The following is a 14777-nucleotide window of genomic DNA, read 5'->3' as shown; positions in this document are numbered from 1 at the left end:
GGGTCGACAAGCCAGGCGACCCGCCGCCGACTCTTCTGCCTTCAATGAGCGCCCTGATGCCAGCGCCTACCCCGGTGGGCGTCCCAATCGCTGCCGCGTCACGCACCACGGCGACCTTCGCAACTTTCCGGGGAAGAGGTTGTGTGTCTCACCATGACTGACACCCGCCGCTGCTCCCGCTGCCACGAGGTCAAGCCCCGCCAGCGCTTCAGCCCCAACCCGCGCATGGGCGACGGTCTCAGCTCGTGGTGCCGCGACTGCGCCAGCGCCGCCACCCGCGCCTGGCGCGCCCGAGTCCGGGACACCTACAACGCGGCCAGGCGGGTGAGCTATCCGCCGATCGAGTGCGGCGGCTGCGGCGTCACCTTCACTCCGCGTCGAACCGACTCGCGGTACTGCTGCGCCCTGTGCCGCGATCATCGTCGGCGCTCGGGTCGGGTCTACAGCCCGGTCCAGGCCCGGCTCCACTGGCAGCTTCAACGTCACCCGAAAGGAACCACCCGATGAACCCTGATCTCGAACGCCGCGGCGACGCCATCGTCGACGCCATCCTGGATGCCATCGAGCGCGAGCCGGAGGAGCTGCGAGCGCCGATGCTGGCGGCACTCAAGCGGCCCGACGGCCGCGGCGATCGGTAGCGTGCAGGCGACCTCGGCCTTGGCATATCCATCTATGCCGCACGGGCGTAGAGTGCGGGTGAACGAGAGACTTCACTCGCGGCGTGAGCGGGAGGGTACCTGAGCCGCTAACCCGATGAGGCCTCCCTTTAATATGGGTTAGTCGAAGGGGAGGCACGCACGTGGCCGCAGGGCTGCCCTACTGGATGCTATTCACGATCACCTATCTCAGCGCCGCAGGGCTGCTTGCCCTGCTCCTGGCGTGGGTCGGCCTACTGAGATCCCCGGTCGATGACGTCGCCACGATCGCCGCTGGTCTGTGCTTCCTCGCTCTCTCAGCGGCCATTCCGGCAGCGAGAGACACCGGGATGCGCATCACCCGGCTCGTTGGTCTCGCGGCAGCCCTCCTACTGATCGGCGGCGCTGCTTTGCGACTGCTCGGGGCGGGATTGACCGGTGAACCGAACCTGCCAGTCGTCACCGGGCTCGGAACGCTCGGCCTGTGGCTTCTGCTCACCGCAGTCACCGCCATGGGGCCCGGGTCGCGATGGGTCGCGGCTCTCGTTGGAGGGGCGCTGTGGACCCTTGTGCTCGTGTTCCTCATGAGCGGCGTGCAGCCGCACCGCATGACTCTCGCCTCTCCTTTACCAATCGTTGTCCTGGGCGCCGCATTGGTCGCCGCAGTGGCTTACGTTGCCTGGGCAACCGCCGTCGGTGCCGGTCTCCGACACAGGGGAGGCGCCACTCGGCACCAGGACAGTCCGGGAAGTACAGACTGAAACGGGAGGGCTTCGACCGCGACGTCGAAGAGAATCAGCAGCGGTAAGCGCGGGGCGTTGTCAGCGGCCGGAGCGGCCGGAGCGGCCGGCTTTGGCCGGGTATCCGTGGCAGCTAGGCCCATCCGAGAGGACGGCGAGCGGAGTGACGGCCAGCCCTTGCAGTCGGGGCCGGCGCTCCGTGGCAGCGCGACATCCGCAGAGGATGGTGAGCGGCTGGCGTCGCCGACCTAGACTCTCGTGGTCCCCGGCGTGGCCACAACCCGCGCCGGGGACATTCTGTGACCGTCATAACGACGGCAGAATCATCAGTGCCGCTACGCTCGGCGGCACTATGCAAACGCAGCGATGCTTGACATGCATGGCCTCCCTGAAGGGACGGCCCACGGAACTCGACCCGAGGACCGATTTCACCGTCGTCTGCTCCAACTGCCATAGCATGCTTCACCGAGAGAATCCGCCGCTCACCCCTGCTGACCTGGCCGCACTTGTAAAAACGTCGGCCTCGTAGTCGCTCCGGTGTCATTGGCGCACTCTCGCCCATGCAGGCGGTCTTCAGCCACGTCCGCACGGCGGCCACGCGGGTCTTCGTGGCTTGGCTCCGCTCCCTACTTCTTCGACCGTCTACTTGTTCTCCCAGACCACGACGCTCGGCGCGGCACGGTACAGCCAGGCACCAGATCGTGCGCTGTTAGACAGATCGAAGAACGAGAGGAGTTCACTCACCAATCGTCCAAACTCGGAATCTCGGTCGCCAGCTGCAGCGGATACCGCGTCACCCCCCGCATAACTGTCCAGGCCCATGAACAGATGCCACCACCCCGGTGCCTCGCCGCCATAGATCTCGGCGAACGTTCCTAGGTACTGGCTGCCAGCTGGATAAGCCGCAGCCAATTGCTGCTCGTTCTTCTCCAGCCATGCCTGGAGCGCTGCTGCCTGGCCTTCCCGGACAGTGAATGCCCGATGGTCGATGAATCGTGCTACGGCCATGTTGGCGTCTCCTTGAAGCTCTGAATACGAGAGAGACGATAGCACCGTCTTGTACACGGTCCAGCCGCCGTGCTATTTGGCGATGACGCGTCTTCCGGCGTGTTTAGCGCACACTCCCACAGGCGAACGCTTCGGCGGGCAATGTCTGGGTCGATTGGACGCCAGCGGGGCCGTAGAGGCCACGCCCGAGCGCACCTGGAACGCCGAGGTATGCGCCGCCCTCCGTGCCGCCGGACACGAGGTCTTTCTTCCCCAGGAGAAGGAGCCCGGGAAGGACGGTCCGGGCATCTTCGCGACCGACGTGGGTGGAATCGACTGGGCGGCCGGTCTCGTGGCGATCATGGACGGCCCGGCTCCCGATTCCGGCACGGCCTGGGAGGTCGGCTATGCGTTCGGGACGAAGAAACCGATCGTCCTCGTCAGGACCGACTTCCGCGCGCTGGCCGGCAATGCCGGCGACTACAGCCCGATGCTGACCCAGGCAGCCACGGCCCGGATCGACCTCCCCGCCGCCTCGACCACGCAGGTGATCTCGTCAATCCTCGACGCGCTTGCCCGAATCGAGGCCGAGGGACGCTGATCTCAGCGGGTGCGCTCATCTCCCATAACGCATAGTTCGCCCCCGCGGACCTGCCGAGAGACCCGTCGGGCCCTCGCGATAAGCGTCCAGTAAGCGCCCTCCACCTACCCTCGCCCTGGGCCGGGTGAGCGTTGACGGCGGATGGCGATTGCGCGAGCGACGTGGACGGTACAGGCGACCCCGGCCTACTTATAAGTCCGTCAACCCGAGCCGGTCTAGGTTGAGGTCGCCGCCGAATGGGAATCCGGCTGCCCATATTCGTGGTGCCGGCGTGCACCGGCCTGTATACAAACCGAGGAAACCGGCGCATACCTCCCGGTACGTCCCCCTCCCGCGGCGCTCGAGGGACGCTCCATTTGGGCGAAGGCAGCGCTGCTCGGAGGAACGACCCATGGCTCGCCGGCTTTCACTCAGGATCTCCGTCGTTGTGAGTCTGATCGTCTGAAGGTAGCCCCGCAGTCAGGCCGCAGGCCCCCGAGAGCATGCTCACGTCGCGATGATATCGATAGAGAGCAAGCGGAGGCTTGCCGGCGGATTGACTGTCGCAGCCTTGCTCGTGGCTGTCAGCGGATGCACGACCGCGTCACTGCCCAGCTATCCCGCCCAAGCCTCTGAGCCGTCGTCGGCAACCTCCTCGCCGTCAGACGAACCAGCGGTGCTGGTTTGGACCACCACCGCAAGCATGATGGGGATACGCCTGAATCACACGGCCACATTGCTGCTTGATGGCAACGTGCTCGTCGCGGGAGGCATCGACAGTGTCCACATTTCCGGGTTAGACCTGCTGGCTTCCGCCGAGCTGTACGACCCCAGCCGCGGGTCTTGGACCGCCGCTGCAGAGATGAGCGAGGCTCGCTCGAACCACACCGCCACGATGCTCCCTGATGGCAAGGTTCTTGTCACCGGCGGTTTCAATCTCAATAGTCGCAGGGGGGTGCTCACTTCCGCCGAGCTATACGAGTGGAGCACGGGCGTTTGGACCAGCGCCGGCAACATGATCGGGGGCCGCGCCGCTCATAGCGCGACGCTGCTTCCCGATGGCAGGGTGCTCGTGGCGGGCGGCAGCAGCACTGCCGGCACCGAGGCTGTGGCCTCCGCCGAGCTGTATGACCCGGTTAACGGGACATGGACCGCTACTGGACACATGGAGGAACCCCGATTCGGTCACACGGCCACGCTGCTGCTCGATGGCAAGGTGCTCGTGGCTGGCGGGGAAACGAGCGCCGGGGTGCTTGCCTCCGCTGAGCTCTACGATCCCACCAGCGGGACTTGGACCGCTGCGGGCCAGATGGACGAACTCCGAGCCGCTCACACGGCCACGCTGCTGTCCGATGGCCGCGTGCTCGTGGCTGGCGGGTATCTCAGCTCCCGCGAGGCGGTGGCCTCCGCGGAGGTCTTCGACCCGGGCCGCGGGTCGTGGTCTGCTGCCGCGCCAATTATCGACGCCCGCTCGTTCCAGACGGCCACCTTGCTGCCCGATGGGAACGTCCTCGTCGCCGGCGGCCGGAGCAGCTGGATCGGCAACGCGGCGCTCGCTTCCGCCGAGCTGTATCACCCGGACAGCGGGACCTGGACAGCAACCGCGACCATGATCGAGCCGCGGTTCGGTCATATCGCCACGCTGCTGCCTGAAGGCAAGGTGTTATTGGCGGGCGGCGGCGGCACCGGCTACTACGATGCGTTGGCCTCTGCCGAGGAATACGCACCCAGTGATGACCCGTGATGGCGGCATTGGGGTCCCGCCGTGCCACGGCTATGGATTGACGCTGTAGGCGACGATATTTGCAAGGGCGCCGGCGCGGAGCCTGACCGCCAATGGGCGATCCGGGTGCCGTCCAGTGAGGTGGCGAACCTCACGGGTAAACCGGACGACCGCCGACGACCACGGTTACCAGGCTATCGCCCCAGATATGAGCGGGGACGTCAGATTTGGCTCCCCCGGCGAAACCGCAGCGCATAACTGTGCCCGTCTTCGCTCGGGAAGCCACTCAGGGAAGCACAGCGCACAGGGGGGCGCCGACGGGTACGTCGTGGACCGTCGTGTCAGGATTCAGCTGTGCTTGAGCGCGATATGCCAGACCGCTCCCATCCCACTCGAGGTCCGAGGGCGGTCTCGCCACCGATGATCGCCACCTGGCGGTCGAAATGACAGTGGCGCAAGCGGCAGATTTGGAAGCCCCGTCAGCGGCCTGCCTCTAGCGCCATAACTCACGGTTCGCCCCGGCCAGTGGGACGACGACGCGGGCAAGGGTTGTGATGTAAGGATAGCGGTCGGTGACCAGCAGGAGCGCGGACCAAGGTCTTGCCTCCAGCCCCGGCGTAAGGGAACCAGAACATGGACAGGCAGCCGCCCGGACATGAGGAGCCCGTGTGGCGGCAGGCGACGCGACGTCGTTGCCGGGGCGCACCGCGGAGAGGCCACATGGCCCTTGCGAGGCCACCGCCGGCTACACTAGTATTCAACCCTCGGAGGAAGGCCGGGACCCGCGGTTCGTACTTCGGCCGCCTGAACCGCGGCGAGCCACTGGCGAGACCGATCCCCACCTAGCACCGGGCGAGCGATGGCCCGCGGAGGTCGAGATGGGTCGTTTAGGTCGGATCACAGAGCACCGGCGCGCCGTGCGGGTCTTCGCGACGGGCCTGGCCGTGTTGCTGTTGCTCGGCACGCTGGCAGGCGGCGCATGGGCTCTCGTCATTGCCAACAACAAGAAGGTCAATGTGGCGGCCACGTACACCGTCACCCTCACGCCGACGCAGACGCAAGCGGATGAGGGAGGGGCGAGCTGGAGGGTTGGGCAGGCCACCATTTCGGAGTCGTGCAGCGCCGATTATGACCCAGTCTCAGGTCATATCCGCATAACCCAGATTGGACGGATAACGAACCACGGGCCTGGTCCGATCGGGATCGTGTCGGCATCGGGCATCGAGTGGCTCGAGGAAGGTCAAACGACGGGAGGGGGTGGAGAGACTGTCAACGAGGAGAACTACCCCGGTCCTGTGGGCGGCCTCCAGATCATCGGGATCCTGAAGGAGGGAGGCCCTTCGGCCATCGGGAGCCAGGCCACCTCGGCTCGAGTCAATCCTGACGCCGGAACCGCCATCTGCGTCTTGAGCCTCCACGTGCAGGGGTGATGCTCCGATTGAACCGGTCGGCTGCGTGAACATGCGCAGGGGCTCAATCATCCGAACACCGCTCACCTGACCGTCACCCGACGCGGCGGGCGAGGGGCCCCCTAAGAGAGCGGTCGGTAATCGCACCACGCCGCAACCGCCTGCACCATACCCCTTAATCGAAGGTTCGCCCCCGCGGATCTGCCGAAGGACGGGGGAAGCTTAGTGCGGTCTGGGCGCTTGACGAACTTCGGGGGCAAGGAACGAGCTCCGCGGCAGCGGAGCGCCGGAGCGGACCGAGTACCACAACCTCGTGGCGTGGGACCGGCTGGCGGAGATCTGCGGCCAGTTCCTCTCGAAGGGCCAGCTGGTCGACGTCGAAGGGCGTCTCCAGACGCGGCAGTGGGACGACGACGGTGGAGTCCGACACTGGAAGACGGAGATCGTCATCAACCAGCTCGAGATGCTCTCGGGGCGCGGCAAGAAGGAGTACGCCAAGGAGGCGCAGACCGTCGCCGCCACCGGCGAGGATGGGCTGCCGCGCGCATCCATGGCCCCCACAGACGGGGCCGCCACCGAGACGCTGGTCGCGATGTGAGCGGGTGGGCAAGGGGCGGGGAGAACTTGCCCCTCGCTTGCCCCCGGCAGGACCCGGGACCCGTAGGCGGAGACCGCGGCCGGTTCCTGGGCAAGCGACCAGTACGCTACGGACACCGCCTTCGGCCAACCTGCACATCAGGCGTTGCCTACCTACACCGCTTATTCTCAAACTGCGGTCCCGGTGCCACCCAAGGCGGGCGTACAATCCGCGCGTCCGGCCCCTGTGGTACGCCGAGAGAGCCTCCGATCGGGGAAGTGCGCGTATCGTCGGATGGTCGCGCTCGAAGGGCTCAGGCGTCGGAGGAGAACCCCATGAAGCGAGTTCTACTGGTCGTTGGCCTTGCCCTAACAATGCTAATGCTTTCCGTCGCGACCACCCTGGCGGGACCCCAGCCGCTGCCGTGGGCCGCGTGCAACCAGTACCTGCGCCTGCATAACAGCGGCGTTGAGGCTCAGAGCGGCGATGAGACCCCGCATCTGCACGATTTTGACAGCGACGGAACCTCGGCCTGCTATCACTTCAATGTCACGTACCCTGCGCCCGGCCCGGGCGACGAGTGAGCCCACTGGTCGGGGGCGGCAGGGATCGCCCCCGACCGCCGCCCCCGGCGATCCTTGGCACGTGGCATCCGACGACTCCCGCCGCGACACCGGTAAGCGCGTGGAGGTAGGGCTCAAGGACCTAGCCCTGACCTTGTAAGCCGCTGATACACGGGGCTCCGTGCTGCGCCGCCGTCGGCTCGCGGCGACGTTGATGGTTTCGGAGCTGGAACGGCGACGACCGCGGCGATCGGTAGCGTGCAGGCGACCCCGGTCCCGCAGTCCTGCCGCATTATCCGCGGCCCTAAGATGATCGCGAATGTTCCCACGAGTCACGTTCGCTATTGGCGCAGTTGCCACGCCGATGGTGATTCGATTCCTAGTCGTCATCCTGGTGGCGGTACTAGCAGCTTGCGCCGCTCCGATCAGCCCATCTCCGCAGCCGTCAGGCTCTGGGGTATCGAATCCGAGCGAGTCGGCATCCGTGGGTCCACCCACGCCGTCCACATCTGGCAGCGGCGACGCGCCCACGGGCACAATCGTTCAGGTTCTCGTTGATGGCCTCCGCGTGCGCGACCAGCCTGGCTTGGTTGGCGTGCCGCTCACGACGCTCGCCGCGGGTCAGCGTGCTCGCGTGAAGGGTGGGCCGCAGGAGATTGACGGCCACCGTTGGTACCAGCTCTCGTTCTCGCCGAGCGGCACATCTGGCTGGGTGGCGGCAGGTGACGCCTCGACGCCATGGATTGCCGTGGTGGCTAACGGCAAGATCACCGCGATGGGTGGGCGCGAGGTGTTGACGATGGATGCGGATGGGACGCCTACATCGGTCATCCGGCTGGACGAGGGTTGGTACGGTCACCACCTTTCCTGGGCGCCGAACGGCATAGCCCTGGCCATGAGCCAGACCCGCCAGGATGTGAGCCTCGGTGGCTGTGTCCTGGAGGGTCGAGTTGCGACGTTCGATGACAAGGGCCAGATGATGGCCAGGACATCGCCTCCGGCCGGAACCTGGGACACCAATCCGATCTGGTCGCCCGACTCTTCCGAAATCGCATTCACGCGTGAGAAGCAGACCTGCGCAACTCAGAACGTGCAGGGATTTCCCGACCTTTACGTCATGCCTGTCAGGGGCGGGCAAGAGCGGCTGGTGGTCTCGAACGCGAGGGGCGCGGTGTGGTCTCCAGCTGGGGATGCGTTCGCGTTCACGCGCTTCGATGCTACGCCGACGGCCATCCCCGGCGATCTGCGCGGGCCAGAGATCTGGATGATTGCGGCCGACGGAACCGGCGAGCGCCGAATCGGTGGCAGGATTGACGACGGCACTAGAGAGCGCGTCTCTGGGGATATCGCCTGGGCGCCGGATGGGAGTGTCATCGCGTTCTCGCGCGCCGTCGGAGATGACCTGAACAGCACCGAGATTGATCTCATTGCCACGGCTGGGCAAGTCCAGGCGGTGGCGCGCTTGACCGACAGGTCGGTCCTGGACCTGACTTGGCTGCCCGATGGTGCCGGGCTCGCGTTTATCGAGCAGCGGATTGGGACGGTGGCGATTGTGGTGCTGTCGCCTGTGGGCGAGGCGATCTTCCGTGCGGAGCTGACAGATGGTGTGCCAAACGGGCTGGTCGTGGCTCCGGACGGATCCGCGACGGCGTGGGGCATTAGCGGGACGTCGCTTCTTCGCGTTCAGCCGCTGACCGGCGGCGACGCACGAACGTACACCATCACGCCTAACAACAGCTTTACCTGGCAGGCCTTGTTGCTGGATCAGCTGCCCCCAACCGGGCAGTAAGGGAACGAAGCCGCATGACGCTCGGCGCCCTCACGATGGCCTGGATCTCGGCTGAGGCCGCGTTACCGCTGGAGTGGAACCTGTCCGGCGTCTTCCGGTTCGACGGCGACCTATGGGTGGCGCAGTCCGAGGGCCCGGCCTTCGACGACTACACGGCCGGGACGGGCCAGTACGCGGAGCAGGCGCTGCGCCGCATGACGGATGCGCTGCGAAGGCGGCGGCAGGTCGGACCGAGCGGCTGAGACGCGCATAACCAGGCGCCTCGCGCATCGGCTCCCACGCGTGGAGCACAACGCAGGGTCCGGACGGCTCCTAAAGCCGGCGCGTCTGCCGTTCCGCCACTCGCCCGCTTGTTTTCTGTCTTTGTGAGGCCCTGAGCGATGCCAAGGACCGCCACCGAGGCTGCCAGTCTAGCGCTCGGCCCAGCCTACCCGCGAAAGTACGCCCGGTGGGCTATTTCCAGTCGGCCGAAGACGGCGGCATCGCTACCCGGCTTCAATGTTCAGCCTTTGGGCGCGCGCGACCCGCCATCCCGTCCTACACTCGTGCGCCGCTGGGGCCCCCGTTTCTGCGCTCTAGGCGAATCCCCTTGTCATACGACCATTGTCGGAACCTGCGATACGCACCCTGTCATGGAGAGTAGAGTCGTAGCCCGGTGGAGCCAGCATATCGTGGGAGTCAGAGCGATGGCCATCTACCGGTTGATCCGCCACTTCTTCCGCATGCGACGCCGCCTGCAGGCGCTGCGGCGTGAAGCGTCCACGGCGACGCGGTGGGCATGAATTAGACCCGCAGCAGTGGGCCACGTCAGCTGCGCTTCGACCAGCCGGCGTAGTCGTCGGGGCCAGGGCCTGCGGCGGTGTTGTGCGCCGTGCCGCCGCGCTTCGCCGTGGCGGCAGCGGCGGCGGCAGCAGCGGCGGCGCGATCCTTGGGTGGCGGCTCATCCGTCAGGAAGCGCTGGATGGCCTTGCGCGTGACTGCCGCGGCGACGAGTCCCAACGCCGTCTCGGCCGCGGTCCAGGCTGTCCGCCCGGGGCCTGGAGGTCCCTCGACCATCCGCCTGGCCAGCTCCTTGCGCGCCTTCTTGTCCTTGATCGGATCGCGTCGCCAGCGCTTGAGCTCCTCGACCAGCTGGTCGCGCACCACGGCCGCCTTGGGCCCGGCCTCGTCCGCCAGCGTGCTGACCCAGGTCTGCATCGTCGCGGGGAGCGCGTCATACGCCTGCTCGGCGGCGTTCGGGGCCAGGCGTCGGCGCAGAAGGCGAGCCAGGCGTCGGGGGCCTCCCGCCACCAGGAACGCGGCCGCCGCTCCGATCCCGATCACCACCCCGGGGTTCTCGCGAATCCGGCGGCCCAGGTCGAGGGCGTCACGCAGGTGATCGGCGGTCGCCTCCATCTCGGCGCGCTGGGCGGCGATCTCTACCCGCGTCTCAGCAATCGTTTCGCCCATGCGACCTCCTCTCGGACCGATGCGATCGTCTCCTCCGGCGGTCCGATCTTGATCTTGCGAATCCCACGCCAGGCCAACAGACCGGCAATGAGAAGTAGCAGGAACGTGACAAGCAGCGCCATCACCCAGCCGGGCCACCCCACGAGTGCCGCGAGCCCCAGGATCAGCGTCACCGTCAGCGAGATGACCGCCGCGAAGCACAGGGCCACGGCGATCCCGATCAGCACCACCCCGCCGCGCACCGACGCCAGCATGGCCCCCATCTCCTGCTTGCCGTGCTGCATTTCGAGCTTTACAAGCGCCACGCCGCTGGAGACCAGCTGACGCACTAGGGCGAAGGCGCTTCGCCTGGGCGGCGCTGGGTCTTGATTGGTCATCGCGACCGATTCTAGCGTGGCCCGATCTCGACTCCACCGCGGCGTGCCCCTCCCGGCTCGGCTATCCTTCGCCGCCGATGGCCAAACGACGCACCTCCGGCATCCAGCGCCGCTCCCGCGCCTCTGAAGAGGCGATGGGGCGCCGCCTCGGCGCGGGGACCTCTCGCACCCTGGACTGGCGGTTGCTCGCGATTGGCGGGATCCTCGTGCTCGGCGTGGTGATCCTTCTCCTGGTCTTCCTGTTCGGCGGTGGCGGGAACACCGATCCGGGAGCGACCGGCCTGCGGCAGGTTAATGCCGGCAACACCCACATCGAAGAAGGCACCCAGGGAACCGGGTACACATCGGTTCCGGCCACATCGGGTCAGCATTGGTCGACCGCCAATTCGCCCGGCCCCTGGGGCGTCTATCCGACCGCCCAGGACGAGGAGCGGATGCTCCACAACCTGGAGCACGGCGGGATCGTGATCTGGTACCAGCCGGCACTGCTCGGGGTGGAAGACCTGGCGACGCTGACGCAGTTCGTGCAGCAGCAGATCACCACCGAGCGCTTCAAGATGATCCTGGTCCCCTGGTCGGGCGCCAACTTCAACCACCCCATTGCGGTGACCGCCTGGGATTGGCTCCTCTACCTCGACACCGCCGACCTCGACAAGGTCCGGGCCTTCAGCGATGCTCATTACGGCGACGCGCCCGAGCCATTGGGTGGCCCCGGCAAGCCCGGGACCTAACGCCAGGTTGACCCCCTCTCGCGCCTCAGCCATGATTCCGTGCGGGCGGCTAGCTCAACGGCAGAGCAAGTGACTCTTAATCACTAGGTTCAGGGTTCGAATCCCTGGCCGCTCACCACTCAATCTGAGCACGAAACCGGGCCTACAGGGTCCGGTTTCGCAGTTGCCTGACGAGTCCTGGTAGCACGCGTAGCAACTGCCGGTCGTCACCGCTCGAGCTTCTCGCGCCGTCAACGTCAACCCGGCCCGGGCGCAGGCTAGCAGCGCTGGTTCACCGCCGTAGACTCGTCTCAGTCCGATTCGCTAAGGGAGACCTGTTCGATGCCGCCTTCACCACGCGTCGCTGCGGCCGCTCAGAAGCGCGCTCTGGTCAGTCTTCAGGCCGATCTGCGCCGGCTAAACATCATCAAGACGAACCAGGCCAGGCTCGTCCAGCAGATCGAGCAGCTTGTCGCCCGATACAACAAGGCCGAGACGCTCGCCGACCAAGTGCAGAAGAAAGCCGACGCCACCCTAGCGGGGATCGGCAAGAATGCTGGCTGACCCACCGGTCATGAACGCCGACGTTTCCCGTCAAGCCACACCAGGCGTAAGCCGGACACCACCATTTTCGCGATCATCGTCGCGAACATCGTCACGGCCGTCTTGGCCGGCGTGGTCGTCCTGTTTCGCCGCGAAGCATCTCGGCCGCGATAACCGCCGGCAGCAGCCTGCCTGCAAGGGTGTTGATATGCCGCGCCACAGGATCGATAGGTTGCGGTCCACTCCGGCGGTGATATGGTGTCGGTGGCTCGAAGGAGCCTCGACCATCTAGTGATCCGGTTTGTGTTTTGCATGGGCTGGAGCAGCTAGTGATCGGGCCCCTTCGGGCTTTTCCTTTGGCTGCCGCGGCTAGCATGCGGGGATGACCAAGGGCCGGCTCGAGGCGTTCAGCGACGGCGTCATCGCCATCATCATCACGATCATGGTCCTGGAGCTGCATGCGCCGAAAGGCGTCGAGCTCGAGAACCTGGAGCCGCTGGTTCCCGTCTTCTTCAGCTACCTGCTCAGCTTCGCGCTTCTTGGGACGTGGTGGAACAACCATCACCATCTGCTCCAGGCTGCCAAAGTGATCGACGGGCGCGTCCTGTGGGCCAACCTGCGCCTGCTCTTCTGGCTCTCGCTCTTCCCGTTCGCGACCGCCTGGATTGGGCAGACCACCTTCGCGCCGATCCCCGTGGCGACGTACACCGGGCTGCTGCTGCTCGCGGGCGTTGCCTATTACGTCCTGGTCCGCATGCTGATCAGGGCACATGGTCAGCCAGCAGCATTCGCTGAGGCGGTCGGCCGGGACGTGAAAGGCAAGGCCTCCAGCGCCCTGTTCGCGATCGCCATTCCCATCGCCCTGCTGGCGCCGATCGTCGCGATGCTGATCACTGTTGGCGTGGTGGTGATGTGGCTCGTGCCGGATCGGCGCATGGAGCGCGTGATCCGATCTGACCGCCCCAACTCCCCGTGAGCGAGGCCGAGCGACAGGTCTGGTTGGCGCGCCACGGTGAGACGGAATGGTCGCGCGACGGACGTCACACCGGTCTGACCGAGATCCCGCTGACCGACCTGGGGCGCAGCCAGGCTGAAGTGCTCGGCACCCGGCTTGCCGGCCATCGGTTCGCGCTGGTCCTGACCAGTCCCCGATCGCGTGCCACCGAGACGGCAACGCTGGCGGGGTTCGGGGACGTTGCGGTCGTGGACCCCGATCTCGCCGAGTGGGATTACGGGACACTCGAGGGTCGGCGCACCGCCGAGATCGTCGCCGAGCAGCCGGGCTGGTCGATCTGGGCGGGACCGTGGGCTGGCGGCGAGACCATCGAGCAGGTCAGCGCCCGCGCCGATCGTGTCCTGGCCCGATGCCTGGCGCCCGGTGTCATCGGCGACGCACTGCTCTTCGGGCACGGCCACATGCTCCGGGTCCTGGCCGCCCGCTGGCTTGGCCTGCCCGGCCGATCCGGGTCCCTCTTCGGCCTATCGACGGCCAGCGTGTCGGTCCTGGGTTGGGAGCACGAGCGCCCGATCGTCGAGGCGTGGAACGTGTCTGCCCCGGGTGGCCCGTAAGGCCTTGGCTAGTCTTCCGGCTGTGGGTGTCCACCGACTCGATCGCGCGCAGGCGCGCCGCATCGCCGTTCGAGCGCAGCTCCTCGACGCCGCGCGGCCAACGGAGCTGCTGGCGGTGGTGCAACAGCTGACGCTGCTGCAGATCGACCCGACCGCCGCAATTGCGCCGAGCGCAGACCTGGTCCTTTGGAGTCGCCTCGGATCGTCGTACCAGCCGGCCCAGCTGCAGAAGACGCTGGAGCAGGACCGAACGCTCTTCGAGCGCGACGCGATGGTCCGGCCGATGAGCGACCTTGGCCTCTACCTTGCCGAGATGGAGACCTTTCCGCACTACGACAAGCAGCGGGACTGGCTGCGAGCCAACGACCGCTTCCGGCGCGACGTGCTGGACCGGTTGGCGGCCTCGGGTCCTCTGCTCTCTCGCGACATCGCGGACACCAGCGTCGTGCCGTGGCCGTCGACGGGGTGGACCAACGACCGGAACGTCACCCAGATGCTGGAGTTCCTCATGATGCGCGGCGAGATCGCCATCGCCGCTCGCCAGGGCCGGCAGCGCGTCTGGGATCTTGCCGAGCGGGTCTATCCAGCGGACACGCCGGTCGTTCCGGCCGATGAGGCGGTCCGTGAGAAGAACCGGCGACGGCTGCGGTCGCTCGGCATCGCACGCCAGAAGGGGACTGCCATCCCCATCGATTCGGTGGTTGTCGGCGACGCGGGCGAGCCCGCGACTGTCGAGGGCGTCACCGGCACGTGGCGCGTGGATCCCGACGCGCTCAACACGCCCTTCGAAGGGCGAACCGCATTGCTGTCGCCGTTCGACCGCCTGATCTACGACCGCGTCCGCAGCCTCGCCCTGTTCGACTTCGAGTATGTGCTGGAGATGTACAAGCCGAAGGACAAGCGACGGTGGGGGTACTTCGCGTTGCCGATCCTGTACCACGACCGGCTCATCGGGAAGGTGGACGCCGCGGCGGACCACAAGAGCGGCACGCTGGTCGTCCACGCCGTCCATCGGAAGGTGCCATTCACGGCGGCGATTTCCGAAGCGATCGACAACGAGCTCCATGACCTGGCGTCGTGGTTGAAACTGACCGCCACGATTCCGGCAAAGCTCTAGCCCGAACGG

At 66.6% G+C, this 14777-nt stretch carries 17 protein-coding genes, 1 tRNA gene and 1 pseudogene; 16 read left to right on the top strand and 3 right to left on the bottom strand.

The genetic code is table 11. The features are described 5' to 3' along the window. Nucleotides 1–153: 153 nt before the first annotated feature. From WEB29_04545 to WEB29_04535, 3 genes are all read left to right on the top strand, one after another. Entirely contained in the window at nucleotides 154–507 is a 354-nt protein-coding gene (locus WEB29_04545) for a hypothetical protein (GenBank protein MEX2136218.1), read from the top strand. Further along, entirely contained in the window at nucleotides 504–638 is a 135-nt protein-coding gene (locus WEB29_04540; GenBank protein MEX2136217.1) for a hypothetical protein, read from the top strand. The genes WEB29_04545 and WEB29_04540 overlap by 4 nt, the downstream gene beginning before the upstream one ends. A 161-nt stretch (nucleotides 639–799) precedes the next feature. Then, nucleotides 800–1396, top strand: coding sequence for a hypothetical protein (locus WEB29_04535; protein ID MEX2136216.1), 597 nt, complete (start codon nucleotides 800–802; stop codon nucleotides 1394–1396). A gap of 621 nt (nucleotides 1397–2017) precedes the next feature. Here the strand turns inward: WEB29_04535 and WEB29_04530 are convergent. Continuing rightward, nucleotides 2018–2383, bottom strand: a complete 366-nt coding sequence (locus tag WEB29_04530) for a hypothetical protein (GenBank protein MEX2136215.1) — start codon at nucleotides 2381–2383, stop codon at nucleotides 2018–2020. 154 nt (nucleotides 2384–2537) lie between these two features. Between WEB29_04530 and WEB29_04525 the strand changes: the two genes are divergently transcribed. The 7 genes and pseudogenes from WEB29_04525 to WEB29_04495 all read left to right on the top strand — a co-directional run bounded on the left by WEB29_04525 (nucleotide 2538) and on the right by WEB29_04495 (nucleotide 9245). Beyond that, nucleotides 2538–2963 carry a nucleoside 2-deoxyribosyltransferase gene (locus WEB29_04525; protein ID MEX2136214.1) on the top strand — a complete coding sequence of 142 codons (426 nt, stop codon included), beginning with the start codon at nucleotides 2538–2540 and terminating at the stop codon, nucleotides 2961–2963. Between the two features lie 655 nt (nucleotides 2964–3618). Beyond that, nucleotides 3619–4686 (top strand): kelch repeat-containing protein, encoded by a 1068-nt coding sequence (locus WEB29_04520; protein ID MEX2136213.1) that lies wholly within the window; start codon nucleotides 3619–3621, stop codon nucleotides 4684–4686. Nucleotides 4687–5582: 896 nt separating this feature from the next. Beyond that, nucleotides 5583–6095 (top strand): hypothetical protein, encoded by a 513-nt coding sequence (locus WEB29_04515; protein ID MEX2136212.1) that lies wholly within the window; start codon nucleotides 5583–5585, stop codon nucleotides 6093–6095. Between the two features lie 262 nt (nucleotides 6096–6357). Continuing rightward, a pseudogene (locus tag WEB29_04510) lies at nucleotides 6358–6672 on the top strand (single-stranded DNA-binding protein). Nucleotides 6673–7031: 359 nt separating this feature from the next. Further along, complete coding sequence (locus WEB29_04505) at nucleotides 7032–7235, top strand: hypothetical protein (GenBank protein ID MEX2136211.1); 204 nt, start codon at nucleotides 7032–7034, stop codon at nucleotides 7233–7235. A 727-nt stretch (nucleotides 7236–7962) separates the two neighbouring features. Then, nucleotides 7963–9003 (top strand): hypothetical protein, encoded by a 1041-nt coding sequence (locus tag WEB29_04500; protein ID MEX2136210.1) that lies wholly within the window; start codon nucleotides 7963–7965, stop codon nucleotides 9001–9003. A 14-nt stretch (nucleotides 9004–9017) separates the two neighbouring features. Next, nucleotides 9018–9245, top strand: a complete 228-nt coding sequence (locus WEB29_04495) for a hypothetical protein (GenBank protein MEX2136209.1) — start codon at nucleotides 9018–9020, stop codon at nucleotides 9243–9245. A 565-nt stretch (nucleotides 9246–9810) separates the two neighbouring features. Here WEB29_04495 and WEB29_04490 read toward each other — a convergent pair. Then, nucleotides 9811–10452: a hypothetical protein gene (locus WEB29_04490; GenBank protein ID MEX2136208.1), complete on the bottom strand. Its 642-nt coding sequence runs from the start codon at nucleotides 10450–10452 to the stop codon at nucleotides 9811–9813. Beyond that, entirely contained in the window at nucleotides 10422–10829 is a 408-nt protein-coding gene (locus WEB29_04485) for a phage holin family protein (protein MEX2136207.1), read from the bottom strand. Before WEB29_04485 ends, WEB29_04490 begins: the two co-directional genes overlap by 31 nt. Nucleotides 10830–10906: 77 nt before the next feature. On the opposite strand from WEB29_04485, the gene WEB29_04480 reads away from it, so the two are divergent. The 6 genes from WEB29_04480 to WEB29_04455 all read left to right on the top strand — a co-directional run bounded on the left by WEB29_04480 (nucleotide 10907) and on the right by WEB29_04455 (nucleotide 14768). Then, the gene (locus WEB29_04480; GenBank protein MEX2136206.1) at nucleotides 10907–11560 is read left to right on the top strand and encodes a DUF3105 domain-containing protein; all 654 of its coding nucleotides are present in this window, start codon (nucleotides 10907–10909) and stop codon (nucleotides 11558–11560) included. Between the two features lie 43 nt (nucleotides 11561–11603). After that, a tRNA-Lys gene (locus tag WEB29_04475) sits at nucleotides 11604–11678 on the top strand. Between the two features lie 203 nt (nucleotides 11679–11881). Beyond that, the gene (locus WEB29_04470; GenBank protein ID MEX2136205.1) at nucleotides 11882–12103 is read left to right on the top strand and encodes a hypothetical protein; all 222 of its coding nucleotides are present in this window, start codon (nucleotides 11882–11884) and stop codon (nucleotides 12101–12103) included. 361 nt (nucleotides 12104–12464) lie between these two features. Continuing rightward, on the top strand, nucleotides 12465–13058 hold the full coding sequence (locus tag WEB29_04465) for a TMEM175 family protein (GenBank protein MEX2136204.1): 594 nt from the start codon (nucleotides 12465–12467) through the stop codon (nucleotides 13056–13058). Continuing rightward, nucleotides 13055–13651 carry a histidine phosphatase family protein gene (locus WEB29_04460; GenBank protein ID MEX2136203.1) on the top strand — a complete coding sequence of 199 codons (597 nt, stop codon included), beginning with the start codon at nucleotides 13055–13057 and terminating at the stop codon, nucleotides 13649–13651. The genes WEB29_04465 and WEB29_04460 overlap by 4 nt, the downstream gene beginning before the upstream one ends. 22 nt (nucleotides 13652–13673) lie before the next feature. Further along, nucleotides 13674–14768 (top strand): crosslink repair DNA glycosylase YcaQ family protein, encoded by a 1095-nt coding sequence (locus WEB29_04455; protein MEX2136202.1) that lies wholly within the window; start codon nucleotides 13674–13676, stop codon nucleotides 14766–14768. Nucleotides 14769–14777: the final 9 nt, after the last annotated feature.

The organism is Chloroflexota bacterium, from assembly GCA_040902225.1.
GTDB lineage: Bacteria > Chloroflexota > Limnocylindria > QHBO01 > QHBO01 > CF-167.
Note: the sequence above shows the minus strand (reverse complement) of the source record. Positions and strands in the feature narration are given on the sequence as shown.

Coding starts and splice junctions, on each gene's coding strand:
- WEB29_04545 (MEX2136218.1), top strand. CDS start 154: ATGACTGACACCCGCCGCTGCTCCCGCTGCCACGAGGTCAAGCCCCGC.
- WEB29_04540 (MEX2136217.1), top strand. CDS start 504: ATGAACCCTGATCTCGAACGCCGCGGCGACGCCATCGTCGACGCCATC.
- WEB29_04530 (MEX2136215.1), bottom strand. CDS start 2,383: ATGGCCGTAGCACGATTCATCGACCATCGGGCATTCACTGTCCGGGAA.
- WEB29_04505 (MEX2136211.1), top strand. CDS start 7,032: ATGCTTTCCGTCGCGACCACCCTGGCGGGACCCCAGCCGCTGCCGTGG.
- WEB29_04495 (MEX2136209.1), top strand. CDS start 9,018: ATGACGCTCGGCGCCCTCACGATGGCCTGGATCTCGGCTGAGGCCGCG.
- WEB29_04490 (MEX2136208.1), bottom strand. CDS start 10,452: ATGGGCGAAACGATTGCTGAGACGCGGGTAGAGATCGCCGCCCAGCGC.
- WEB29_04485 (MEX2136207.1), bottom strand. CDS start 10,829: ATGACCAATCAAGACCCAGCGCCGCCCAGGCGAAGCGCCTTCGCCCTA.
- WEB29_04480 (MEX2136206.1), top strand. CDS start 10,907: ATGGCCAAACGACGCACCTCCGGCATCCAGCGCCGCTCCCGCGCCTCT.
- WEB29_04470 (MEX2136205.1), top strand. CDS start 11,882: ATGCCGCCTTCACCACGCGTCGCTGCGGCCGCTCAGAAGCGCGCTCTG.
- WEB29_04465 (MEX2136204.1), top strand. CDS start 12,465: ATGACCAAGGGCCGGCTCGAGGCGTTCAGCGACGGCGTCATCGCCATC.